This window comes from Microcoleus sp. POL10_C6 (assembly GCF_036701585.1).
Lineage (GTDB): Bacteria > Cyanobacteriota > Cyanobacteriia > Cyanobacteriales > Microcoleaceae > Microcoleus.
This window is the reverse complement of record NZ_JAUBRB010000001.1, coordinates 24,823-50,008: the sequence shown is the minus strand read 5'-3', so window position 1 is coordinate 50,008 and position 25,186 is coordinate 24,823. Positions and strand designations below refer to the sequence as shown.

Annotated in this window: 20 protein-coding genes; 13 read left to right on the top strand and 7 right to left on the bottom strand. The window is 46.4% G+C overall.

The genetic code is table 11. The features are described 5' to 3' along the window. Positions 1–121 precede the first annotated feature (121 nt). From QUA34_RS00210 to QUA34_RS00195, 4 genes are all read left to right on the top strand, one after another. Positions 122–2,086, top strand: coding sequence for a hypothetical protein (locus QUA34_RS00210; RefSeq protein WP_333383110.1), 1,965 nt, complete (start codon positions 122–124; stop codon positions 2,084–2,086). A 78-nt stretch (positions 2,087–2,164) separates the two neighbouring features. Beyond that, positions 2,165–2,281 (top strand): photosystem II reaction center protein I, encoded by a 117-nt coding sequence (locus tag QUA34_RS00205; protein ID WP_106151135.1) that lies wholly within the window; start codon positions 2,165–2,167, stop codon positions 2,279–2,281. Between the two features lie 299 nt (positions 2,282–2,580). Continuing rightward, positions 2,581–5,112 (top strand): DUF3769 domain-containing protein, encoded by a 2,532-nt coding sequence (locus QUA34_RS00200; RefSeq protein WP_333323946.1) that lies wholly within the window; start codon positions 2,581–2,583, stop codon positions 5,110–5,112. Positions 5,113–5,230: 118 nt separating this feature from the next. Beyond that, positions 5,231–5,902 (top strand): hypothetical protein, encoded by a 672-nt coding sequence (locus QUA34_RS00195; RefSeq protein WP_333323948.1) that lies wholly within the window; start codon positions 5,231–5,233, stop codon positions 5,900–5,902. A gap of 111 nt (positions 5,903–6,013) precedes the next feature. On the opposite strand, the gene QUA34_RS00190 is transcribed toward QUA34_RS00195, so the two are convergent. Next, complete coding sequence (locus tag QUA34_RS00190) at positions 6,014–6,529, bottom strand: phycobiliprotein lyase (protein WP_333383107.1); 516 nt, start codon at positions 6,527–6,529, stop codon at positions 6,014–6,016. A 696-nt stretch (positions 6,530–7,225) separates the two neighbouring features. Between QUA34_RS00190 and QUA34_RS00185 the strand changes: the two genes are divergently transcribed. Further along, on the top strand, positions 7,226–9,466 hold the full coding sequence (locus tag QUA34_RS00185; protein WP_333383421.1) for a hypothetical protein: 2,241 nt from the start codon (positions 7,226–7,228) through the stop codon (positions 9,464–9,466). Positions 9,467–9,550: 84 nt separating this feature from the next. Here QUA34_RS00185 and QUA34_RS00180 read toward each other — a convergent pair whose 3' ends face one another. The 4 genes from QUA34_RS00180 to QUA34_RS00165 all read right to left on the bottom strand — a co-directional run bounded on the left by QUA34_RS00180 (position 9,551) and on the right by QUA34_RS00165 (position 14,262). Further along, complete coding sequence (locus QUA34_RS00180; RefSeq protein WP_333323952.1) at positions 9,551–9,769, bottom strand: hypothetical protein; 219 nt, start codon at positions 9,767–9,769, stop codon at positions 9,551–9,553. Positions 9,770–9,834: 65 nt separating this feature from the next. Then, positions 9,835–11,244, bottom strand: a complete 1,410-nt coding sequence (locus tag QUA34_RS00175; protein ID WP_333383104.1) for a heterodisulfide reductase-related iron-sulfur binding cluster — start codon at positions 11,242–11,244, stop codon at positions 9,835–9,837. A gap of 197 nt (positions 11,245–11,441) precedes the next feature. Continuing rightward, positions 11,442–12,734, bottom strand: coding sequence for a transposase (locus QUA34_RS00170; protein WP_333216702.1), 1,293 nt, complete (start codon positions 12,732–12,734; stop codon positions 11,442–11,444). A 79-nt stretch (positions 12,735–12,813) separates the two neighbouring features. Next, positions 12,814–14,262, bottom strand: a complete 1,449-nt coding sequence (locus QUA34_RS00165) for an FAD-binding oxidoreductase (RefSeq protein WP_333383102.1) — start codon at positions 14,260–14,262, stop codon at positions 12,814–12,816. 97 nt (positions 14,263–14,359) lie between these two features. Between QUA34_RS00165 and QUA34_RS00160 the strand changes: the two genes are divergently transcribed. The 3 genes from QUA34_RS00160 to QUA34_RS00150 all read left to right on the top strand — a co-directional run bounded on the left by QUA34_RS00160 (position 14,360) and on the right by QUA34_RS00150 (position 17,787). Continuing rightward, entirely contained in the window at positions 14,360–15,823 is a 1,464-nt protein-coding gene (locus QUA34_RS00160) for an ATPase domain-containing protein (protein ID WP_333081552.1), read from the top strand. A gap of 435 nt (positions 15,824–16,258) precedes the next feature. Further along, the gene (locus QUA34_RS00155) at positions 16,259–16,630 is read left to right on the top strand and encodes a response regulator (protein WP_333081550.1); all 372 of its coding nucleotides are present in this window, start codon (positions 16,259–16,261) and stop codon (positions 16,628–16,630) included. Next, positions 16,627–17,787 (top strand): ATP-binding protein, encoded by a 1,161-nt coding sequence (locus QUA34_RS00150; RefSeq protein WP_333383100.1) that lies wholly within the window; start codon positions 16,627–16,629, stop codon positions 17,785–17,787. The genes QUA34_RS00155 and QUA34_RS00150 overlap by 4 nt, the downstream gene beginning before the upstream one ends. Positions 17,788–18,192: 405 nt before the next feature. On the opposite strand, the gene QUA34_RS00145 is transcribed toward QUA34_RS00150, so the two are convergent. Then, positions 18,193–19,728 carry an MFS transporter gene (locus QUA34_RS00145; RefSeq protein ID WP_333323962.1) on the bottom strand — a complete coding sequence of 512 codons (1,536 nt, stop codon included), beginning with the start codon at positions 19,726–19,728 and terminating at the stop codon, positions 18,193–18,195. A 192-nt stretch (positions 19,729–19,920) separates the two neighbouring features. Here QUA34_RS00145 and QUA34_RS00140 point away from each other — a divergent pair, with 192 nt between their 5' ends. After that, on the top strand, positions 19,921–20,067 hold the full coding sequence (locus QUA34_RS00140) for a hypothetical protein (protein WP_333383097.1): 147 nt from the start codon (positions 19,921–19,923) through the stop codon (positions 20,065–20,067). A gap of 33 nt (positions 20,068–20,100) precedes the next feature. On the opposite strand, the gene QUA34_RS00135 is transcribed toward QUA34_RS00140, so the two are convergent. After that, positions 20,101–21,081, bottom strand: a complete 981-nt coding sequence (locus QUA34_RS00135; protein WP_333383095.1) for a DALR anticodon-binding domain-containing protein — start codon at positions 21,079–21,081, stop codon at positions 20,101–20,103. A gap of 363 nt (positions 21,082–21,444) precedes the next feature. Here QUA34_RS00135 and QUA34_RS00130 point away from each other — a divergent pair, with 363 nt between their 5' ends. From QUA34_RS00130 to QUA34_RS00115, 4 genes are all read left to right on the top strand, one after another. After that, positions 21,445–22,275 carry a Crp/Fnr family transcriptional regulator gene (locus QUA34_RS00130; protein ID WP_445242779.1) on the top strand — a complete coding sequence of 277 codons (831 nt, stop codon included), beginning with the start codon at positions 21,445–21,447 and terminating at the stop codon, positions 22,273–22,275. Positions 22,276–22,408: 133 nt separating this feature from the next. After that, positions 22,409–23,077, top strand: a complete 669-nt coding sequence (locus tag QUA34_RS00125; RefSeq protein ID WP_333323968.1) for an HAD-IB family phosphatase — start codon at positions 22,409–22,411, stop codon at positions 23,075–23,077. A gap of 249 nt (positions 23,078–23,326) precedes the next feature. Next, on the top strand, positions 23,327–23,947 hold the full coding sequence (gene mtnB / locus QUA34_RS00120) for a methylthioribulose 1-phosphate dehydratase (RefSeq protein ID WP_333323970.1): 621 nt from the start codon (positions 23,327–23,329) through the stop codon (positions 23,945–23,947). Between the two features lie 93 nt (positions 23,948–24,040). Continuing rightward, positions 24,041–25,075: a patatin-like phospholipase family protein gene (locus QUA34_RS00115; protein ID WP_333323972.1), complete on the top strand. Its 1,035-nt coding sequence runs from the start codon at positions 24,041–24,043 to the stop codon at positions 25,073–25,075. The last annotated feature ends 111 nt before the right edge of the window (positions 25,076–25,186 follow it).

The following is a 25,186-nucleotide window of genomic DNA, read 5'->3' as shown; positions in this document are numbered from 1 at the left end:
GGACGCGAAGAAATAAAGGTTTCAGAGGGTTTGAAGCTGCGATTAAGATCTCGCTTTGATTTTACAGCAATATTCAGCAATTCCGGCGCGAATCAAAAATCTGAATTCAAGAATAAAACTTATGTCCAACGGTTACTACGGCCCCTACCAAAGCCGACTATTAAATTTTATATCGAAACAGTCCCGCCAAATCGCTGACAATTGCGATCGAACTTGGCGTCAAATTAAAGAAACAACTCTCACGGCTACCCAAATTCTGCTTTATCCAGCTTATTTGCTTGTGCAAAGTTCCCGAATGCTGGGCCGACAGTTGCGGGAATCAAGTCACAAAGTAGATTTACCGGAACTGCAAGAATTTGGCGGCGACGAAAACCCCGATTTGCCACAAAATTGGTATCAGGGGGAAGTTTCCGAGGAAAGTTCGATCGCGGAAATTTTGCACCTAGCCGAAAATTTACTAACCTCGTCGCAAACCGCGAAAACTTTAGCCAGCTTCCCGCTGTTAATTAATCAGGGAAATACTGCTAGCGATTTACCTCCGGCAATCACTTTTAAGGGACAAATCACAAAGCATCAAACCACTTCCGTATTAGAACATCCGCTTGCTAAAACTGAATTAAAACCGCAACCAAAAGTTGAGGGAATCGCCAGTTTTATCCCAGCCCGCACTTTAGTATTAGTCGGAAAAGAAAATCAGATATTAGATATTTTGACACCCGAACAGCAAGAACTGCTCGAAGGTCGCATAACTTGGGAAGTAGCAAACTGTGGGCCCGAACGGCGGGAAATTACCCAAAAAGAATTAAAATTTAATCTCGGTTTGGAGTCGGCTGCCAAAAAAGCGCAGTTGCCGCCGATGCGTCGTTTTTGGGAATTGATGGCATGGCTTCAGACGAGCCCGGTTGCTCTCAAAAGAAATCAGTTTGGAGAATCAATCCTCGCAGTTAAAAAATCGATCGACCGCAATGCCATCCTAGTCCAAAAAGCCCGCGCCCAGATTGAATCAAAAACCGCACAGCAGTCAATTGCGGCATCGAATTCGATCGACCACAATACCCCAAAACTAGAAACTAATTTTAACAGAAAGTTCGATCGACCCCCTAGTCCTCTCTCCTTTGTTACATTACTCGATCGCGCCGCCGTCAACCTCGAAGAATTTACCCTCCCCCCCTCGGTAAAAACAACCCCCGCACCCACAGAAAACCCCGGAGTCAAAATTGACACATCGGGCACCGAAACCAATTTAGATTTGTCCGCCCGCGACATCCTCGAAAAATACGCTCGAAACATCGAACAAGTGATTTGGTCGTCAGTAGACCACCTCCTGGGCAAAGAAACGGCTGCCAGCGATAATACGGAGAAATCCGTCGCTATTCAGTATTATTTGAAACAGCGACAAGAACAAGAAAACACGCAAATAAGCCAAGAGGTCGATCGACCGTGGCTGAATTGGCAAGACTTATTTGGGGAACCAGCACCGCAGCATTTAATAGAGGAAAGTTCCGCGCCCGTGTTATCACAAAGCAGTCCAAAAGTCAAGCAAGAAATTTCAGAATTAGGAAAATTGTCAGAAGGTCGATCGACCGCAGTCTCAATATCCCCATACCCCGAAGCACTTCACCGCCTGCTGGGGCAGCTAAAACAGAGCTTGCTGACAAAAAGCCCAACAAGTCAACCCCAAACACCATCTGATTTATCTGATTTAGCAGTTACTCACAAAAATAGCTCTGCACTCGCAGCAGAATCAACCCCAGGGCGTGCACAGGAAACCGAAGTGCCAAAAAACACAAACCCGAACACCCGACAAAACAACCACTCTCCAGCAATCACCGCCCAAACTACCAGATACACCGCCGCAACCCCCCCCACAGCAGAAGCCAAAAATCCCAGCGCAGGCGTCCCAGCAGAAGACGACTACTTAGAAACAAAAGCAGAATCGATGGGATACATTAAGCACCCCCTAGAACAAGTGCTCGAATGGCTCGATCGAGTTATGCTGCGGCTAGAAAACATCGCCGAGCAACTCTGGAATTGGGCAAAAATCAACTTGCCCAAAATCCTCAAAAGCAAAGATAAAATTGACTAATCTTTAGCTTATGATAAAAAAGTTGCGGCAACAGCAGCAAATCAGCTCAGTATTATGCCATCTTTGGAGACTCCCACAGTGCTAACCCTCAAAATCGTAGTTAATGTAGTTGTCCTATTTTTTGTTTCCCTGTTTGTATTTGGATTTTTGTCCAATGACCCAGCCCGGAACCCCAACCGCAGAGACATGGAATAAACAAGTTATCTCGCCCGCAGAGTAGGGGCGCGCCACCGCAGCCCCTGCAACAGCCGACAAACCCGCAAAAATTAGTCGGACAAAACTTGACCTCGCACCGCCAGCGAGGTTATCTTGTGGCGAAAGCAACTTCTGAAAGCAGCCCTATTCCGGCGCACCAAAGCCACGGGGAATTTTAGATATCAGATTAATGTTTAAACAGTTGCCTTCTAGATGCAAAATTTTCAATAATTTGCACCCTATAAAATCTAAAATCTAAAATCTAAAATCTAAAATCGGATGACTTACCTGTTGTAACTATGCCCTATCCGGTACCGCCGCCAGAACCCCCTGGCATCATCTACATCGCAAAGCCAAAAAAAGTCGCCCTCACTGTCGCGGCCGGCGATGGAGACACCCTCCGCAACCCCGCAGAAATACCGGAACCAAGCCCAGATATCGTTCAGCCAGAACCCACACCGGCCCCAGAAGAACCCGCAGCCACACTCCGGGGCACCACCCCAGCCACCGACCAGCTTCCAGAAATCGCCGACCCCTTAGCTGCAGTGGAAAGCGGCGAGGCAGTGGTGGGATTTCAGCGTCAGGCCCCTGTGAGAGAACCCGAAACTGCGGAAAATCCGAAAGATTCCTCGTTTACGGCTTACCCATTGGGTTCGGTAGAAAATGCCATTGCCATTCGCAATCAAAAACGAAGCGCAGAGGCGCAGAAACAACAGGATGGGAATGTTGTCCGAAAGCAGGAAAGTTGGTATCAGACCCAAGGCCGGCAGTTAGAAGATAACTCTCCCGAACCTGCGGAGATTCCCGTTCCAGAACCCGCGCTAGAACCAGCACCCAGCGGGCAACAGCAGTTCGACATTCCCACACCAGGAACTGCCCCCGCACCCAGAACCCCCGCTGCCCCGACACCGAAACCTAAACCAGCCGCGCCGCCGGGAGTCCGCACCGCCCCTTCTCAGCGGACGGTGCCTTTTCCGGTGAGTCCGGCCGATACTATTGAAGTTAAGGCTGACAGCCAAGAATTCGACGACAAGCAGCAAATTGTCACGGCGGTTGGTAATGTCGTTGTGCGGTTCCGGCAAACTGTGATAGATGCCGATCGAGCGATCGTCAACTTAGTCACCCGCCAAGTGGTAGCATCCGGCAATGTCGCCTATACCCGCGGCCAACAAGTAGTGCGCGGTCAGCGGATGGAGTTCAATCTTGGCCTCAACAGCGGCGCAGTCGAACAAGCCAGGGGCGAAATATTCCTGCCCGCAGCAGGTAGCGAATTGACTCCCACACTGCCGACAGATATTAGTGCCGGGACGATTCTTGAACAGCCCCTGAGCGATCGAATTACCAGCCAGCAGCCCCTGCGCGGAGTCAAATCCCCCGGCGCTGCTACAGTGACTCTCGGTGGCGGTGGACAGCTAGCAGCCCCCCAAGTTACTGGTGCCGTCAACCGCATCCGCTTTGAAGCAGAACGCATCGAACTGCTACCAGACGGCGCGAGGGTAGCAACCAACATTCGGCTTACTAACGACCCGTTTTCCCCGCCGGAATTTGAATACAGGGCCCGGAGGGCGACGATTAGAAGGATTTCGCCCACGGCAGAGGAATTGGTCACAACTAAACCCCGCTTGGTGTTCGACAACCGGGTGAAAATACCCGTGTATCCCCGCAGGCAAGTGTTTGACAGCCGGCAGCAAAACGGCCCGTGTTTGACCTTTGGCTACGACGGGGGCGAAAGAGGCGGTTTGTATGCCGAGTGCGGTTTTGAGGTGTTGCAAAACGGGCCGGTGCGACTGACTCTGACACCCCAAATTTACCTGCAGCGGATCGTGGCAGAGAACGGTGGCAATCCGTTGTCTCCCGATAGCTACGGGCTGAAAGCGAGGTTGGGCGCTAGTCTCGGCCCGCGCACCAGCCTGGACGGATCGGCAATATTTCTGAGTTTTGAAAATTTCCCGAACTTGCCGGAAGACAGCTTTAGGGGCAATTTGCGCCTGCGACAGTTGATCGGCACTCACACTCTGGCAGCAGAATACAGTTATCGCGATCGACTGTTTAACGGTTCTCTGGGCTATCAAACCGTGCAGAGCAGCCTGGGGGCAGTCCTGACTTCCCCAGTCATCCCACTCGGAGGCACGGGCATCAATCTCAGCTACCAAGCTGGGTATCAATTTATCAATGCTGACACCGATCAAGCAGACTTGCTCGAACCAGTGCGGGAAAACAACCGCGTCGATCTGGGGCGTTCCCAGCTCAGCTTTGCCTTGAGTCGCGGCTTCAACCTGTGGGAGGGCGAACCGCTGCCTCGCACTCCCACCCAGGGTTTGAGGTATACGCGGACGCCGGTGGTTCCTTTCTTGCAACTGGCCTTGGGACTCCGGGGGGTTGGAACTTATTACAGCAGTGGCGACAGACAAAATTCCCTCGCCGGCAGCGTCGGCATTCAAGGGCAGTTCGGCCATTTCTCCCGCCCTTTCCTCGATTACACTGGTTTTAACGTGACTTATACCCAGGTGGGACGGGACGGTATATCGCCGTTTTTATTCGATCGCTTAGTAGATTTGAGAGTCCTGTCTTTTGGACTTGTCCAGCAAGTTTACGGAGGCTTTCGAGTTGGATTTCAAAGTGCTATTAATTTAGAAAGCGGGGAAACAATCAGTACGAATTACACTTTAGAATACAGTCGCCGCAGCTACGCAATCATTTTGCGTTTTAATCCTGAGCGTCAAGTCGGCAGCCTGACTTTTAGAGTTAGCGACTTCAACTGGAATGGGACTCCCGAACCTTTTTCCGGGGACGCGCGAACTGTAGAAGGAGGGGTGCGTTTATCCGATTAATTCAATTTGCTAATTGGGCATTGGTCATTGGGAATTTGGAACCAACAGTCAAAAGTCAACAGAAAACAGTCAACAGTCAACAGTCAACAGATAACAGTCAACAGTCAATAGACAACAAATGACAGAAGTGACCGCAATATCTGCACAAGCAGCGGCTCTGCTGGTTCACTACGGTTTTGACCTAGGTGGCAAAAAAGCCGAGAAATTGGCGGGTGAATGGCTGACCAAGTATCCCGGCTATTGGCTGCGTTTAGCAGTGGTTGAAGCGCTTTATCAAGGCCGCTACAAGGCTGTTTCTGTGGGACAGCTATTGAGTATGTGGCATCGGATAGGTCAACCTCTCTATCATTTCAATCGCGAGTTTGAACGCTTGGTATGCAATAATTTTCCTCAAAATTTAACCGGGGAAAATGCTGCTCAACTACCACAGGAAGATATACTTTTATCTGACCCGGAATCCAAAGTAACTGCCGCAGAGTTAGATTTGCTTGGGAGCTCAGAGGCGCCACTTGATGTGGCGCTTCATGCAGAAGTCCCAAACACAGAGGCAGAGGAAACAGGAAAATTGCCCGCAGCCGACGATCGCACAAAAGAAAATACAGAATTTGTTGTATATGAAGATGTGGCTGTTACCGCCCTCGCCGATCGAGCCGAAGCCGAGCAAAAATTAGCGGACAAACCTGTGGCAAAATCATTCCCAGTTGTCAAACACACTGATTTTCATACCAAGTTAAAAGCGATTGCCAGAGAAGGCCGAAGAAAGAAGGGAGAAAGCAGAAATAGAGTGTAAACTTTGGGAACTATAGCCTTTCTCAGTAACATGAGGTGGTCATAGGGCATAGGGCATAGGACTCGCCCCCATACCTCAGAACGCTTAAGAACCCCTATAGATAGTTATTTTTCACTTTTCACTTGGGGCACTTACTCCCATCCGAATTTCCGAACAAAAAGAAGCTTGTTCCGTACCGTTAGCTTGCTTAACAAAGCTAGTCCGCAGCCGCAAATTGGGCATGAGATACCACAGCCTTTCTTCGGCATGGAGGGTGTCTGATTCTGTAATCAATGTCAGCACGTCGTCGCCCATCACGTAGCGACTATTACCCTTGTCTTGCAACACTTTGCCTTCGCTTGGATTGTCGGGATTTGGTACGATCGCTAGTATTGTAGAACCGATTTGTTTAGCTTTGTCGCGATCAGGAATACCGTCCCAACTAATCCGAACGCTGGTTAGCCCAGTTGAAGCCGGGTTAATCGAGTGTTGTTGGCAAAGTTTGACGACTGCTGCATCGCTAGCTGTCAGTAGTTCTATTTTGATGTCGGATTTACCGGCCTGCAATTCCCCAGAATTGAGATTGTGTACGGTACGCTGAGAAAACCATTTGCCTGCACTTAACTCGAAAAACTCGATAACATCCATGAAATTTGTCTCTAAAGTCAATACTGCTTTATTTGCGATCGTGACTTGCGCGCTATGGAGTCAGAAACCCGGTTTCTTCCTACGTACCTAGCGGTCAAACCAATGATTTTGTCTAGAAACCCGGTTTAAGAGTGCAAGTCCTTTTCTATATTTTAGAGGAAGGGGGCGCACCTGCAAAGCTTTCTGAGAGCTTTGGGTGAAACAGATTGCAGATGCCGCCCTGGTACGAAACCCAACCAGGGGGGACATCTGCCTCGCTGATGCGGCCGACTTGACAGCAAATTAGAGCATCCGCCATCATATTTCGTTATAAAAAGTCTTTTTCGCACATTAAATAGGATTGTGATAGCTGAAAATTTTTAGCTTTGAGAGTGTTTATCGATCGACCATCATCGCCCAAACACCAGCTATGTTAAGAAAAGCAACGATATATGTGAGCTTTTGTCAATTGATCGGTAAATTGGGCGTTGCTGAGTTTAATTATATTAGCGACGATTTATTGTAATCGCACTGCTTGAAAATTCTCAAAGCAGACTCCGACTAAAAAACAAGCAATTCATCGAACCATCACCAAACCGAGGACAGCAAGCCCGTAGCACATAGCATTCAAATATGTCATGCTAAGTCTAAGAGACAAGATTCTCGATCGGCTTTTCGGTAGGGTGCAGCTAGCGATCGCATACATTTAAAAAACACATCCGTAAATTTATGACCGAGTTTAAACAAGGGCTGGATAAAATGGAGCCCGCAGAACAGACGCACTACCTGGGAATCGTGCCCAGTCAGCTAGCAGCGAATTCAGACTCAGAAAAATTATACAGCTTACTAACAGATTACAACTTTATTAAAGCCAAGCTGTCAGCATCGGGAGTACAGGCGCTAATAGAAGATTACGATTTAGCAACAAGTCCCGATATTATCTCAGACAAAAAAGCCGACCAACTCAAATTAATCCAAGAAGCAATTCGGCTGTCTGCCCACATTCTAGCCACAGATAAAAGCCAACTAGCCACCCAACTAATAGCCCGCTTGATGTGCTTTGAAAGTCCAGAAATTCAAGCAATGCTAGCACAGGCACAACACCAAACAACCCCCTGGCTGCGACCGCTAACGCCCAGCTTTACCCCTCCTGGCGGGAGATTGTTGCGTACCCTCACCGGACATACAGACTGGGTACAAGCTGTAGCAATCACCGCCGACGGCAAGCGGGCAATTTCTGCCTCCTCCGACCACAATCTCAAAATTTGGCACTTAGAAACAGGAGAAGAACTTGCCACCCTAAAAGGTCATCTTACCTACGTCAATGCTGTAGCTGTCACCCCCGACGGCACTAAAGTAATTTCCGGTTCTTGGGACAATACGATTAAAATTTGGGATTTAGAAACAGGGACAGAAATATTTACCTTTGCAGGCGATACTTTTGCCGTAGAAGCAGTAGCAGTAACTCCCGACGGCAAGCGAGTAATTTCAGGTTCTTGGGATGGCAGTATTAAAGTTTGGGATTTGACAAGCAGAGAAGTAATTTTTAACTTCAAAGGTCACAGCAGTTTTGTCCAGTCCGTAGCCGTAACTCCTGATAGCAAACGGTTGATTTCCGGGTCGGGAGACAACAGCATGAAAGTCTGGAACCTAGAAACTGGAAAAGAACTTTTTACTCTCACGGGTCATGAAGACTGGGTAAAAAGTGTAGCAGTTACTCCCGACGGCGAACTCATAATTTCCGGCAGTTACGACGGAACTGTTCAAGTCTGGAGTTTGTCAGAAAGAAAGCAACTTTTCACTTTAGGAAAACACAGCAGTTTCGTTCAAGCTGTGGCAGTCAGTCCCGACGGCAAACGGGTAATTTCGGCTTCAGGTGACAAAACGCTGAAAGTTTGGAATCTGGAAACAAAAGAAGAACTTTTCACTTTTACCAATCACATCGCCCCAGTGAATGCTGTGGCTGTTACCCCCGACGGCAAGCGGATAGTTTCTGGTTCCTCTGACAAAACTCTCAAAGTTTGGCACTTAGAAAGAGGCAAAGAAAATTTATCATTTGCAGGTCACGATGACTGGGTAAATGCTGTAGCAGTGACGGCGGACGGTACGAAAGCGATTTCCGGTTCAGGAGACAACAGCATTAAAGTCTGGAATCTCAAAAACGGACAGGAAATTTTTACTATTTCTGGACACCAAGATTGGGTAAAAGCGATCGCAACTACACCGGATAGCAAGCGAGTAGTTTCGGGTTCCGGCGACAAAACTGTGAAAGTTTGGAATCTAGAAACCGGAAAAGAAATCTTTACTTTCACTGGTCATACAGACTGGGTAAATTCTGTGGCAGTGACTGCGGACGGAACGATGGCGATTTCCGGTTCGGGAGACAAAACTATTAAAGTTTGGAGTTTAGAAACAGGAGAGGAACTTTTTACTTTTTCAGGTCATGAGGACGGGATAAAAGCTGTGGCAGTTACTCCCGACAGCAAGCGGGTTATTTCGGCTTCCGGCGACCAAACTCTGAAAATTTGGAGTTTGGGAAAAGAAAAGAATATTTTGGCAAATTTATGGAATTTAGCCGTCAAAAATCTACTTTTTACTCTCAAAGGTCATGAGAGTTTTGTGAATGCTGTGGCAGTTACGGCGGATGGCAAAGGGGCGATTTCTGGCGGGCGGGAACACAATTTGAAAGTTTGGGATTTGTCAAGTAGAAAAGAAGTTTTTACTTTGGTAGGTCATGCTGATGCGGTAACATCTGTGGCGACTATGGGAACAAAGGCAATTTCTGTTTCGGACGATAATACTCTCAAAGTTTGGGATTTGTTAAGTCGAGAAGTAATTGCTAGTTTCAGGGGAGATAGTGCTTTGAAAGCTTGCGCTATTGCACCTGATGGGGTGACAATCGTAGTGGCGGAAGCTTCGGGACAGGTGCATTTTTTGAGGTTAGAAGAGGGGAAATAGTCATCAGTCATTAGTTATTAGTTATTATGCCGATCGCACTTTTGCTAAAATTTAAAAGTGCGATCGCTCTTTTCCCAATCTAGTTTACAATTGTTCCGGGTCAATTCCCATCGCTCGCAGTCTTTCTGCCAGTAAAGCAGCCCGCTGTTCGGCTTGTTCTGCCCGCTGTTCGGCTTGTTCCAAGCTGCGAGAAACCTCCTCATAACTTGTAAACGGTGGACCGTCAGGGCGATAAATTTGCCACTCTTCACCCGCCGCTCCTCTGTGGAACAGGTGTCCCGTTTGTGAATTCCTGCAATTCATTAAAAAAATCTCATTCACAGGCGGGGCGCATCCAAAATAGGGCAGACACCGCCCGCCCTACAAAACTACTTCCTCAGCAACTTCACCCCGCGAATCGAATAATCCAAAAGCTCAATAGGGTGCATTAAAGTAACTTCCTTTCCCTGCAACTCCAAATGCTTCTTAATTTGCAAAGAACAACCCGGATTAGAAGAAGCAATCAACTCCGCCCCAGTATTCAGCAAATTCTCCACCTTTTGCACTCCTAATTCATCAGCAATCTCCGGCTGAAGCATATTGTAAACTCCCGCACTCCCGCAGCACAAAGCCGCATCCACAGGCTCTTTTAACTTCACCCCAGGGATTTGTTGCAGCAACTGACGCGGCTGCAAACTAATCTTTTGCCCGTGCAACAAATGACAAGCATCCTGATAAACAATTGTCAAATCTCCATCAATCAAAGGATTAAGTTTCGCCGTAATTCCCGCACTTGCTAAAAACTCTTGCACGTCCTTAACATTAACAGCAAATTTTTCAGCTTTCTCCCGATAATCAGGGTCATCTGCTAAAATATGACCGTATTCTTTCAAAGTATGGCCGCAGCCAGCAGCGTTGATAATCACAAAATCAACACCCGTATTTTCAAAGCTATCAATCATTTGTCTCGCCAAAGCTTTCGCCTGTTCCGCTTGGCCTTGGTGTTCCGGCAAAGCAGCACAGCATCCCTGACTTTTAGGAACCACAACCTCGCAACCGTTAGCCGTCAAAACACGCACAGTAGCTTCATTAACTGGCGAAAATAACAGCCGCTGGACACAGCCTAAAATCACGCCGACTCGATAGCGTTTCTCCCCTTCTGCCGGAATTACCTCTGGTAAATTATCCCGGAAAGAATCGACAGTAACTTTCGGCAAAATTGATTCCATCGCAGCCAAGCGGGGAAATACTTTTTTCAGCAAACCTGTTTTGCGGACAAGTTTTGGCAGTCCTAATTTTTGATAAATAAACAGCGGTACAAGCAAAGGTCGCAATCTGTGAGGATAAGGGAAGAGATTAAAAATCAGAGTGCGAATTACATTGTCCGAAAAAGTGCGTTCCTGATTTCTAGTAACTTGGTGGCGCGTTGCGGAAATTAATTTGTCGTATTGAACTCCAGAAGGGCAAGTTGTAACGCAGGCTAAACAGCCCAAACAAGTATCAAAATGCTGGGAGGTTGCTTCGTTTAATGGTGCGTCGCCTTCGTTGATTGCATCCATTAAATAAATGCGGCCTCTGGGCGAATCCATTTCTTTGCCGAGTACGCGATAACTTGGACAAGTTGACAAACAAAAGCCGCAGTGTACGCAAGTATCGATTAATTTCGGATCGGGCGGATTGTTGGCGTCGAAACCGGGGATTTCGAGGGTTTGTAAGTGGGGATTTTGTGCTAGAAAATTGCTTTCTTTGGCAGGTCTTAAATCGTCGCTGGGAACTTGAGATTTTTCTGAAGTTTGCATATATATATTACCTAATTGTTTTTCTTCGTACCCAGAACTTTAGTCAGTTTAATGGAATTTAGGCAGAAGCTTTATCTGTAGGTTTGCCGCGCGAAAAATTCCGCTAGAAGTAGCGTGTAAAACCACTTTTTACAGAAGTCCTGAACGAATCAAGTCCTGACTACAAACTTTAAACTAAATAGCTTGTAAAAGTATAGTCATTTATAGGCATGGGAGGCTTCAAGTCCCTCCCCCTTCACTTTTACTTTGAGCGGATTAACCCGCCTCGGCTGAACTACGCAGCTCCCTATCCCATCGCTGAAGGCATTTGGGATTGCTTTTCTGAGGATGTTGTACGAAGCGTTGATATCAGAATTAATTAACTGACCAGTCGATGTTTTGTACAAACCTCGCTTAATACGCTTACCAGTAAACATTGGCTCTTTTTCTGTTTTCCCGTAGACAGGGATTGGGTCTAGACCCACGAAGTTTGCCCGCGATGTGTAGGATTCTTCCTGCACAATTACTGTGATTCCCACCAACCGAGCTTTGTACTCCAACATTTCAATTAATCGAGAGTGAGGAATACTAACAAAGTTTTGGTTGGTTTGCTTCCCTAGATCAATTTCAGTTTTCCACTGTGCATTCTTGCCAATTACTAGCGTCCCAATTTGTTTTGTATTTAAAATCGCAACAATCACACGACTAGCATGATGCAAGTAATTATCAACTTTCTGATTGCGACAGCGAGTTAATCGCTGAATCCTGGGTGAGGTTTGACGATTCCCTTTTAACTGGGATTGTAATCGGGATTTGCGTTTGTTATAGAACTGGTTAATCGATTTTAATGGTCGCCCGTTAATCAACAAAGGGATAAATCCCGGCTGATTTGAAGTTAACGCCACTAAATTATCCAGTCCCAAATCAATACTAGCTACAGAGTTGGCATTGCCAAGGGTGGACTCCGGTTCACTTCGACTACGCTCAGTACAAGCATCATAAATCACCTCAATTACATAGGAATCACATTTCGGAACCAGTCTAACTTGACAAATCTGGTTGGGATTGACTTGGGTTTTAATTGAAAGTTCAGTGCCGGAAAGTTTAATGATTCCTTTCTTCAACTGTTTGCTGCTAATTGCTTGAATCGTGTAGACGAGAAGATTTCGCCCTTTAGTCTTATCTTTGTACTTTGGCAATTTTGGGCGACCCGTGAATTTTGAAGAGTCAGCTTTGTAAGCTTTAACGGTTTCAAAAAACGATTTCCAATTCTTGTCTAGCACCATCAAGATTTGCTGACTTACTTTAGCAGGCAAAGCCTTATATGCTTCGTGAGACTTCATCAATCGGTTCATTTCGTTGTAATTGACATAGCCCCACCCATAAATAAAACTCTGACGAATGACGTAATTGGCGGCATTGTAGAGGTTTTTGGACTTGAAAGCTAGTTCGTCTATTTGGGCGAAACGGTGTTCCGTTGATTTAATGATGTGCCTCTCTGTTAGTTGCATTTGAGACTTGCGTTTTTTGGGCTATGCGTATTCCTTATTCAACACTCACAACAATATAATACCATTATTGCTTATAAACTCAATGAAGTTTTACAATACCGCTTATAAAACGATGGGGGCTCAAAATATTTTCCGGGTCAAACTGCTGTTTAATCCGGCGCATTAAATCGATCGCACTTCCAGTATAGCCCCAAACATCTAACTGTTGCTTGATGTCGGTCGGCGCTGCTAAAACACTCAGAAAACCGCCTTTCGCTTCGCACCCTCTGCGTACCTGCAACAACCTGTCCGCCGTCGCATTCTCAAACCGCAAAACCCCCAAACCGCTGCCTGCATGAATCCAAGCGTCCTGTACCGGCAATTCGTTAATAGCCGTTACAGCTTCCGACGGTCTGATTCCTATTTTGCAAATAATTGCCGACTTTGTGCCAGAATCCCACATTGTTTCTGGCAATCTTTGCCATAACTGATGCTCATCATTCTCGCAGCAGCTAGTGCCTTGCAAACCTAACTTTTCGCCAACTTCCAGCAAGCGGGCTGACTGTTGTTTAACACTTTCTGCGATACTTTGAAATCTGACGATTAATCCCGTGCCCTTTCCTAAGCCTAATTTTGCGACTAATTCAGGTGACAGCAAATCAACGGCTGTTGGTGTCAAAGCAGAGGATAATAAGATTTGAGCCGTTTGGGACAAAGCATTAACTTCCCCTGTCAGCACTACGGTTCCCGACGATTCAGGCAGCGGATAAACTCGGAAAGTTACTTGACTTATGACGCCCAATGTGCCGTAAGCACCAGTAAACAGTTTCATCAAGTCGTAGCCGGCGACATTTTTAACAACTCGACCTCCGGCTACGGCAATTTTACCGTCCGATCGCACAAAGGTAATTCCCAATAGCAAATCTCTCACCCCCCGATAGCGATGCCGCAAGGAACCCGCATCAGCAGTAGCGACAATGCCGCCCAAAGTTGCCTCTTGCGGATATGCTGGATCGATCGGCAAAAATTGACCTGCTGCAGCTAAAATTTGTTGCAAATCCCCAAACTTCATCCCCGCTTCCGCAGTCACGGTTAAATCGCCCACAGCGTGCTGTACAAGTCGATTGAGGCGCGAAGTGCTGACAGCCACAAGCCCCGCTGCATCAGGAGATACCCCTAAATTCCCCTTCAAAATACCCACTTTGACAACATCTTGCTCCCCCCTTGGTAGGGGCGGTGCCCCCGTGCCCGCCCTGGGCTGGGGGGGATCGGAGTCGAATTTAACTAAACCGCCCCAATCAAGTTTGCTGCCACTGCCACAGGGCAAGACGGCACAGCGATTTTGCCCAGCCCAAGCAATGACAGCCGCCAGTTCTTCCTGAGTATTCGGGTAAACGGTACAATCTATTTTCGTGTCGGGGGCAACTGCTTTTTCTACTCGTTCTTGCCAAAATGGCTCTGTATCTTGCCAGCGACAGATGCCAGCAGTCCCGACAATACTTTCTAATTCTTGTATGCTTACGTAATTTTCGGTAGAAAAAGATTTCATCAAGGTTATGAGACGCCCGGTAAAAAAAATTATCAAAACACTGCCTAAAACCATTAAATATTAATACGGGCCCGATATTCAAAACATGAAAAAACAAATGTCTCAAAACCGACTTTCTGTGGGAATTACCGGTCTCAACGAAGTGATTGGCGGCGGCCTAATTCCTCAACGCTCTTATTTAGTGCGCGGGGGCCCCGGTACTGGCAAGACTACACTGGGCTTTCACTTTTTGGCAGCAGGTGTGGCTCTGGGAGAAACGCCCCTGTTTATTACTTTAGGAGAACCGGAAGCGCAATTGCGGGCCAATGCCACAAGTCTCGGTTTTGATATGGAAGCGATGGCGTTCCTCGATTTGAGCCCATCGTCAGAATTCTTTACAGAAGTTCAGACTTATGACATTTTCTCCCCCTCCGAGGTTGAGCGAGAACCGACTACACAAAAGATTATCGAACAGGTACGGGCGCTCAAACCTGATCGGGTGTTTTTGGACGCGATAACTCAATTTCGCTACTTAGCTGCGGATGAGTTTCAGTTTCGCAAGCAAGTTCTGTCTTTTCTGCGCTTTTTGGTGGAAGGGGGGGCGACGGTGGTATTCACCTCCGAAGGCACATCAAGTGTTCCAGACGACGATTTGCAATTCATCAGCGACGGAGTAATTTATTTAGAACTGCGCCCTGAAGGACGCGCTGTGTCTGTCACCAAGCTGCGAGGCTCTAACTTCCGCAGCGGCCGCCATTCGCTGCGCCTGACTCAGGCTGGTATGGAGGTATTTCCGCGATTGCTGCCAGACAATTATCAGCAGGATTTTGTTGCGGAAGCGATTTCTTCTGGGGTTCCAGAAATCGACGAACTACTGCACGGGGGACTGGAACGGGGGACTGTGACGGTGATTAGCGGGCCTAGCGGCGTGGGTAAAACGACGGTGGGGGTTCAGTTTATGAAGGAAGCCGCAGGAAGGGGGGAACGATCGGTAGTTTACATTTTTGAGGAGTCAAGTTCTACTCTGCTGAAGCGCTGTGAATCAGTTAACATCCCGGTTGGGGCGATGATGGGGCAAGGAAGTCTTTCGGTGATACCTGTGGAACCTTTGCTCTACTCGCCAGATCAGTTTGCCTGTATGGTTCGCCAGGAGGTGGAGCAGGAAAAGACGCAGATTGTGATGATTGACAGTATTTCTGGCTATCAGCTTTCGATGCAGGGGCAAGATTTGGTGAACAATTTGCACGCTTTGTGCAAGTATCTGAAGAATATGGGAGTCACCGTTATCTTGATTAATGAGGTAGAAGCCATTAGCGGAGATTTTCGGCTGACCGAGATCGGGATTAGCTATTTAGCGGATAATCTTCTGTTTATACGCTATCTGGAACGCCAACTGCATAATAGGACAGAAATCCGCAAGGCGATCGGAGTAATTAAAAAACGAGTCAGCAATTTCGAGAGAACTCTGCGAGAACTCGAGATTACTCGCTACGGCATCAAAGTCAGCAAACCGATAGCGGGGCTGCGGGGCATTTTGAGTTCGGCGCCGGTGTGGATTGAGGGGGAAGCTGATCAAGATTGAATCGGGGTTTGTCTTGCTGTTTTGGGGCAAGTGCAGCTAATTTTGGAGTCGTGAATCTACTAATGAGTAGGGCGCGCAGCTCACCACTACCTGTAGGGGGCGCACCGCGCACCTCACCACTAGCCTAAGTTCTGGAAAACTTAAATATATTGGTAAATTTGTGTATTTTTCGACTTTTATAGCAGTTTTCACTTGTATGAAATAGAGTAGGGCACAGGGCGCGGAGCCGTGTCCTGTGTCAGATCATCTGTACTTCACTCAACTGAAAACCAATGTAATCCCTCGCCGAAAAGTAAGCTAATACCAGATAAAAAAAGAATCCAACTTTAGGCCACATCCCAACCCATATATAATCAGTCACTACCCATTCTAAAATCTAAAATCTAAAATCTAAAATCTAAAATGGTATAACCCGTATTCAAAGGAAGCTGATAGATGAATGAAAACTCAATAATTTTAGCCGTAGACCGCAATCATCGAAACTTGGAACTATTAGCACAATTTCTGAATAAAGAAGGATACCAGATGATCGCGGCTTATAACTTTGAAGATGTTGCACAAGCTATCAGTCAGCCTGCTAGGATCGGGATGGCTTTAGTAGATATTTCTGGTTTCGATCGCCGGATTTGGGAGTGCTGCGAACAACTGCGAAATCACCAAATCCCTTTTCTGATACTCTCGCCCAAACAAAGCGCTGCCATTCAGCACGAAAGCCTCTGCCACGGTGCTCGGAATATGTTGGTAAAACCTTTGATCGTTAGAGATTTGCTGGGAATTGTGCACACATTGCTAGGAGAATCTGCGTGAGTCAAATTTTATTGCTTGTCGAACAGAAAGAAAATCGCCGCTTGTTATTAGAATGGTTAGCTGTTTACTATGAGGTATTGCTGCCAAACTCAACAGAAAATAGTGAGGAGTTTTTACCATTTAATCAATCTTTTGACCTGGCGATAATTGACGGTATTTCCCTGAAACGCCACTGGGAATGGGTAGCCGCCCAAAAACAGGCAGAACAACCGGTATGCTTGCCTTTTCTTTTGATTACATCTCGCTCGGATGTAGGAATGGCAACGCAATTTATTTGGCAAAGCATTGACGATTTGATTATCGCTCCGATCGAGAAGATCGAATTGCAAGCACGGGTGGAGATTTTGCTGCGTTCGCGCCAGTTGTCTTTAACTCTCAAATTGTCTCACGACCAACTCGATCGCACTCTGCAAACAGCCCAAGAACTCAACGAGATGAAAACATCTTTGCTGTACATGATTGCCCACGACGTTCGCAATCCTTTGAATTTCATCATCGGCACTACACAACTTCTTAGCAAGTACAAGTTGACATTAACACAGGAGAAAACCCAAGAACTTCTAGACAAAACTCAAGCCGCCGCAAAAGGCATAGATTTGTTATTAGATGATGTGCTGTTGCTGGGGCGTGTTGAGTCTGGAAAAACCGGGTTTTCCTTGCTACCGATAGATTTAGCAAAGTTTTGTAATGAGTTGGTAGGGGAATTTCAGAACAGTCTGAAGTTGAAACCTGAAAATGACCGGGTGACGCTGATTTTTGTAAATAACCATCCATCCGCGATGGCGTGTTTGGAGGTAAGCTTGCTCCGGCGCATTCTGGGCAATTTGCTGTCCAATGCTATTAAGTATTCTCCCCCAAATACCGAAGTAATTTTTGAATTAAAACTTACTGAAACCGAGGCTATTTTTTCAGTACAGGATGCAGGAATTGGCATACCTGTCGCCGACCAAGAACGGTTGTTTGATTCATTTTACCGGGCTAAAAATGTCGGTCGAATTCCCGGTACTGGACTGGGGCTGAGCATTGTTAAAAAATGCGTGGACTTGCACGGTGGCGAAATTACTTTGACCAGTGAAGAAGGGGTTGGCAGTACATTTACAGTAACGCTGCCGATCGCAAAACCTGGAAAAAACCAAATCTCGCCTGCAACGGTTTAAACTAAATGCAGGGATTTGGGATAGTCATCGATGAATGTGACGCCTGGGTGAGGCTATAGGTGATAGTGTGACCATGAGATGTATCCTCAAAAAACTGATAACAGCCGATCGTCAAGTGATGAAATTGATCAGCGTCGTTCCAGAAGTGATCAACGAGCGGGATAACTGGCGCTCGACGAGCGGGAGAATTGGCGATTGTTCGTCAAAGCTCGATCGGCACCGTAATAAATGTTGAACGCACCCAAAAATAATGACATACTATACAAAACTTATCCCCAGGTGCCAGACTTTATATTTCTGAAAAAAAGCGACCCAACAACCCTCACATCTTAGAGGATATGATGAGTATTTTAACACTTTAAAAATGGTTAATCAACTCTTTTATGAATTATTGTCGGACTACAATCAATCAAGAGTTGAAGAGCGATCGCATGAGCTTTCAGGCGGACAGTCCAACTCTTCAACAATTAATGGTTGAAACCTGATGTCTCCAGGTTCAATCGCCACTCTTCTCCACCAAGCTGGCAACAAGAGCAGCCAAAACTTACCCACAGACACAGAACGCTGCTCGCGAACAAAAACCAAGGGCAGGAGAGCCGCCAGTCGTAAGACGGCTGAGAGGGCAAACACCCCTGGCAAGCCACCGAGATTGGTCAAAGTAGCGATAAAGCCACCAAGGGTGATTCCCATTGCCCCAGTGACACCAGGAACCGCAGCTGCGATCGCAAAGTATATCGACTGATTACGTAGTGGTGTCACCGACATCATGAGATTACCACTGCACAGGTCGATCGCCGCCCACGTTGCACCGCCGATGATGTGCAACAGCGGGAACCAGACCCATAGGAAAATTGGAGCCGTTCCAGCTTCTAGCCAGAGCAGAGGGGTCAGAGCCACCAAGATTCCCACTACTATCATGATCGGGCGGTTCCCAACCCGGTCAGCCAGTTGGCCCCAAAAAACCAGCATCAGCAAGTTAGCACCAGCACCTAAGCTGCTATAGAGCGTTACCACGCTGACATCTATCTTTAGGTCATCCAGCAAGTAAAGGTTAAAGAAGGGCGCGCTGACGTTAACGGCAAAGCTCCATAGACCCGAGTAAAGCAAAAACTTTAAAAAATTGGCTTCCTTGAGAAAGCTAAAAATTGGCCCTGTGGATGATTTTTCGCCTGTATCTAAATGCGTGACGTGTACAAGCTTGGGGTTCACATCGGTCATAAAGAACTGACAACCTAGACTGATGAGGCCAAGCACAATTCCTAAAACCAAGATGGCACTGTAACCTTGGAGCTTTCCACCGGGCCAGTTCGATACCGCTAGAGCCAGCAACGGCACACCAATGAGATTCGTCAAGCTGACAGCACTATTGCGAAAGCCAAAATACCGCCCGCGCAACCGCTGAGGTACTAACGCCGCCAACCAGCTCAAGAAGGAAGCACGACCTAAAGATTCTAAGACTTGACTTACCCAGATGATTGCCAATGTCAACTGCACTAGCTGATGTTGGGCCAGATGAAATGAGCCTCCCCACCAAAGGGCTGGCACGAGAATCAGCCACAGCAGTCGGGACATTCCGAAAATCCAGAAGGAATACCAGTGGCGGCTCTGTGTTCGGTCTCCTATATAAGCTCCGAACGGTTGGAGCAAATTTACCAGTTGAGGAATGGAGGCGAGCATACCAATTTCCACTGGACCAGCCCCCAAATCGAGCAAGAAATTACTGAGCAACGCGCCGCCGATGATGCTGTAAAAAAGCGTAGCAAATACACCGTCCAAAGTTAGTGCTCTGAGGCTTGACCGAGTTTCCGGTTTGGAAAGTTTTAGAGGTCGATTGGTCAGAAGTACCGTCTCTGGTAAGGCTATATCCTCTTGGATTTCTTCCTGAAGAGGGAGAGGATTCGTTCCTACTAAGCTGTATTCTTTTTCTTGTTTTTCGAGCATACTGGATAGCCAATAGATAAGCTGTGTAGCAGCTTAATTGTATAATATAAGATTAAGTATTTTAAGGAGCACAGCCATAGAGGTCAGGTAAAAATCCTCAGTATAAGAACCCCAAAGAAAGATTACTTCAAAAAATCAAATAAAATAAGACGACCCAACTTAGATAAAAGAAATTAATTTTATTAATCAGTGATGGAAAATTGTCAAGAAATAGCTAATTTTTTAGAAATTTTCTATGCGACATTAGCTTACTGCATGGTTCATCGCGATCCAGATAAAATAGAGAAATTTTCCGATGGAAGAAGTCAAGGGAACTTGGGGAAAGCCACCTCTGAGTAGGAAAAAATGTTGCTAAAAATAATGAGGATTAAATCAAAGTTCTAAAGGAGCAAGGGCGCTCAATAACTCTTCTAGGATAAATCGCAACAAAGATTGAGTTGCTAATATTAAACCTAATCGGGATTGGGCAAGTTTTGGCTGTCTTATTTTGACTTCTCCCCAAATTCGGCAGTGGGTGTAAAAAGTCTGAAATGCTTCGCTCAAACTACTGGCTAATTTGAAATGATTGACAGGTTTTTCGCGGTTTTTTACCTCAAAAATAGGATATATATTGTCTAGCACTGTTAACAGTTGCGATATTAAACTGCGTTCGGCTGGATGCACTAATCGCAGTCGATCGCCCTCGTCAATCCAAGGGATAGGATTTGGACTTGCCAGCGACCAAATTTGTGGCGCTGTAGTGACATCTGGCTGGGCGAGCACAATTATGCGATCGCGGTGGGCCATTCGCAGCAGGGAACAGCAGCGCGCGTGGCTGTACTGAATGGGAAACAGTCGATCGGCACACATAACAGGAGATAATATTCTAGATTCGGGAATTGGGAGGTTCGTTTGAGCTAAACGTTGCAACCAGACGGCTAAACCTGCATCAGTCAACTCCAGCTCAATAATTCCCGCCGGCGCGACTTTAACGGCGAAATCTGGGTAGCACAGCGGTTCGAGAGTTTCGGCCAACTCGGTCGCAATTGTCTGCGGTGTCTGCTGCCAAGTTTTAGCCAATTTCAGGGCGATCGCAGACACGTACAGCACCCGCGCGCTATCTTTACTCCGATTTAACGGAAATATTGCACCATTCTCAATTACTTGTTTAGCAAGAGGCATCTTGCCTGTTCCACAAGAAAATTCATCTCTTGTGGAATGGGCATCTTGCCCGTTCTTGAGAATGGTGTCACCTATGAGATTTAATGGAATTTTCCCTAGTGCCTCTTGCTGGGCGATCGCGCTTTGGAACCTGGAAAGCAAGAAACACTTCACTGTAACTTCCGGGCACTGCTCCATACTTGCTGTATCCATATCGGCTCATCCTACCGTAAGAGCAACGATCGACTGTTACCACTTCCACTGTTCTTGTACGTTAAACTGCTGATGTCAGAGATAGTCGATCGGCTCCCCCGATCGGCGCTAAATCGAATTAATACGTTTTCTAGCGATTTTTTTGCTAAATATACAATAATTTACGACAAATTTTTTGCTGAACTCTACCATTTTGATGTATTTTTTGCTACATTGAATTTTTCGGTAAAACTAAGAAAAGTCAGCACAGTTAAGAAGCGTGCAAGCTCGATCGGGGGTTGGTTGTCTCACTTGGTATCGCATTGCTGGCAAAAGCTGTTTTTCTCACTATTACACTATTAAATATATCCCAGAGCCTCACTTATGCAATCAACTTCCACACATCTAGAGACTATCGATCGACCTTTTATCACTTGGCAGCGAATTATCGACTGGGCCCAGGAACACTACCGCTGCCGGACTTTTAGCAAAGACGAGCGGATTCCGGCAAGACCCGGACTGCTCTATTTAGTCCAGAAAGGTTCTGTGCGGCTCGTAGGCAGCGCTCAAGTTAGCGCCGCAGCGGCAAAGTCAAAATCCGCTGACAAAACTACAGAAGAAGCTTTTTTGGGCTTCGTCGGTGCCGGTCAGCCCTTTGAACTCGTTGCTCAGTCTCCGTTTACTCTCCAAGCTTACGCTCATGCCGATCAAACTCACGTAGTGTGGATGTATTGGCACGACTTGGATAATTGGCCTCACTTTCGTAGAGAAATTTTGGATGCGTTTCGTTACCAACACCAGCGGAAACTGCTCTGGCTGAGCACTTTGGGACAGCGCCGGACGATCGACCGACTGTTGGGGTTTCTCACTTTGTTGATCGAGGAGTTCGGCGAACCTTACGTAGGTGACGACGAACCAGAGGTGGTTCGGGGCTACCGGCTGCCTTGGACTTTGACGCACGCTCAAATTGGCAGCGCAATCGGCTCAACGCGGGTGACGGTGACGCGGCTGATGGGTAAGTTGCGATCGAAAGGTTTGATTAATACTGAGGATGATAATTTAATCTGTTTGCCGGCTAAGTCTAACCCCCAAAAGACAAAAAACCAAAAGCAGGACGTAGAAGATTCCTTGGAAGATTCCCTGGAAGATGAAGATTCCCTGGAAGATGAAGATTCCCTGGATGATTCCCTGGATGATGAAGATTCTCTCGAATAATCTGCATAAAATCCGGCGGGAAATTGCTAACAAACAGCGCGTCACGATTAGTTTTGGGCAGTCGCGCTCGATCACTCGACAGTGTAGGATGAATTGTGTAAAATTTTCCCGTTCTTGAAAGGTGCGACTGACAATGACCGATGACAAGCAAAAATCTTCAATCCCGAACAATCAGCAACGGGTGGTATTCTGCGACTTTGACGGCACGATAACTGTTGAAGAAACTTTTGTGGCAATGCTCAAGCATTTCGCACCGGAACTGTCGTCTCAACTGATGCCTGAAATATACGCTAGAAGGCTGAGTTTGCGATCGGGAGTGCGGCAGTTACTAGAGTCTATTCCCTCGGAACGTTACGGGGAAATTGTGGAATTTTCTAGGGGAAAGCTGATGCGGCCGGGATTGTTGGAATTGCTGGATTTTTTGGACGAGAAAAAGGTAGATTTTGCGATCGTTTCCGGCGGTCTTCGGATTATGGTAGAGACGGTAATGGGCGATTTGGTAAAGCGGGCGAGCGTTATTTACGCTGTGGATGTGGACGCTAGTGGCCCTCGCTTGCAAGTCAATTCTGAGTTTGAAGGAGATGAAGAATTGGTGTCTAAGGTGCGGGTGATGGGCCAGCACCCGGCCGAGGAACAGGTGGCGATTGGAGATTCGCTGACGGACTTTAATATGGCTTTGCAGGCTTCGTCGGTGTTTGCGCGCGATCGGCTTGCCGAGTATCTAGACGAACAACAAAAGCCTTATACTAAATGGGATAATTTTTTTGACATTTTGGAAAATTTGTCCCAAAAATGGAATTGAAACTATCGCCTTTCTCAGGTAATATAAATTCCGTTTGCCTCGGTATTGTATGATGTTAAATTTTGTAGGGGCGGGTTCACCAACAATAAATTGCCCATAATAAACAATATAATAAACCCGCCCCCGTGCAGATAAGTCCGATGCTACCGAATTTGATATAAGGTGTGTACGGATTACCCTACGTTTAGATAGGCCAGCACAATTTCTATTAACGCAAAAAGTAGATTAAAAACTGAGGATTTGTAAAGAATGAGTGGCGATTTAAGATCAGATTTAATTGCAGCAGCCAAACATTTTTACGATCGCGGTTGGATGGTTGGGACTGCTGGTAATCTTTCAGCCCGCTTACCCGATGGCAGTTTTTGGATTACTGCTAGCGGCCGTGCGAAAGGGCAGTTAACTGAACAAGATTTTATCAGAATGAGCTCAGACGGCGCAATTGTCGAGCAACCTGTTGCCGACAGCCGCCCTTCGGCCGAAACCAGCATTCATTTAGCCGTTTACAATTGTTTTCCAGACGCTAAAGCTTGCTATCACGTCCACTCCATCGAGGCAAATTTAGTTTCTCGGCTGACTGTAGGAGATGCAGTGCCTTTACCCGCGATCGAAATGCTGAAAGGTTTGGGGGTGTGGGAGGAAAACCCGCAAGTGTCGATACCCCTCTTTACAAATTATTTAGAAGTCCCTAAGATAGCCAAGGAAATTTGCGAATTCTTTGCCATTTGTGCGCCCTCTGTACCCGCTTTGTTAATTCGCGATCACGGCATCACAGTCTGGGCAGACTCGCCAGCCGCTGCCTACAATTACGTAGAAATTGTAGAATACATTTTTCGCTATACGATCGCAGCCCGCCAATTAAATTTAGATTGAAGATTTGATAGTAGAGATTGAGCTGTGCATGAATTCCGAGGCTTAGGAATTTGAAATTAGGAAACGAGCAAACGTCCAAAATAGACAACATTTATGGCTAAATATACCAGGATTTTATCGATAGATGGAGGCGGAATTAGAGGAATTATTCCCGCGCAAGTTTTAGTTAGCGTTGAGTTAAAGCTGCAACAAAAAAGTGGCAACCCAGATGCGAGAATAGCTGACTATTTTGATTTAATCGCCGGCACGAGTGCGGGAGGAATTTTAACTTGCATCTATTTGTGTCCCGATGCCGAAAATCCCAGCAGGCCTCGGTGGGCGGCCCAAGACGCTGTTAATTTTTCGATTAAGAGTGGCCGCGACGTTTTCCAGACTTCATTGTGGCAAAAAGTCAGATCTCTAGATGGTTTGAGAGATGAGAAATATCCCAGCGATCCCTTAGAAAAATTATTTTGGGAAAATTTTAGAGATTACAAACTCAGCGAACTGCTAAAACCTTGTTTAATTTCCAGTTACGACATCGAAAGGAGAAAAGCTCACTTTTTCGATCAAATAGATGCTAAAAAAGGTCCAGCAGAAGACTATTTTATTAGAGATATCGTCAGAGCCACATCGGCAGCTCCCTCTTATTTTGAGGTTTCTAAAATCTACTCGTTTAGCAATGAATGCTATGCTTTAATTGACGGGGGAGTATTCGCAAACAATCCGGCACTTTGTGCCTATGCAGAAGTTAGAAATAAATTCAGAATTCCTGACGATAGCCCCGAAAAAAGCCCGACAGCCAAAGATATGGTAATTTTATCCTTGGGAACTGGAGAAGCTCAGAAAAAGTTTCCCTACGAAAAAGTTAAAAATTGGGGTCAAGTTGAGTGGGTTGAGCCTTTAATTAATATCATGATGACGGGAGTTGCGGAAACTGTAAATTATCAACTCATCCAAATTTATGATGCGGTTGAAAGACCGAATCAATATTTGAGAATTACTCCCGATTTGAGCCATGAACAACCGCTGCAGATTGATGATGCCTCGGAAGAGAAAATATCAGACCTGCTGAGAATTGGCAAAGAGCAAGCTGACAAGAATAATGAACAGTTGGATAAGTTTATCGACTTATTACTTGCGGAGTAGTCCTAGGGTTTTAGATTTTAGATTTTAGATTGGGAAATGAGTGATGATTACCACAGAATCAATCACTGCCAATCAAAAATCTAAAAAGGTAGAGTAAACCAACCGCAGGGC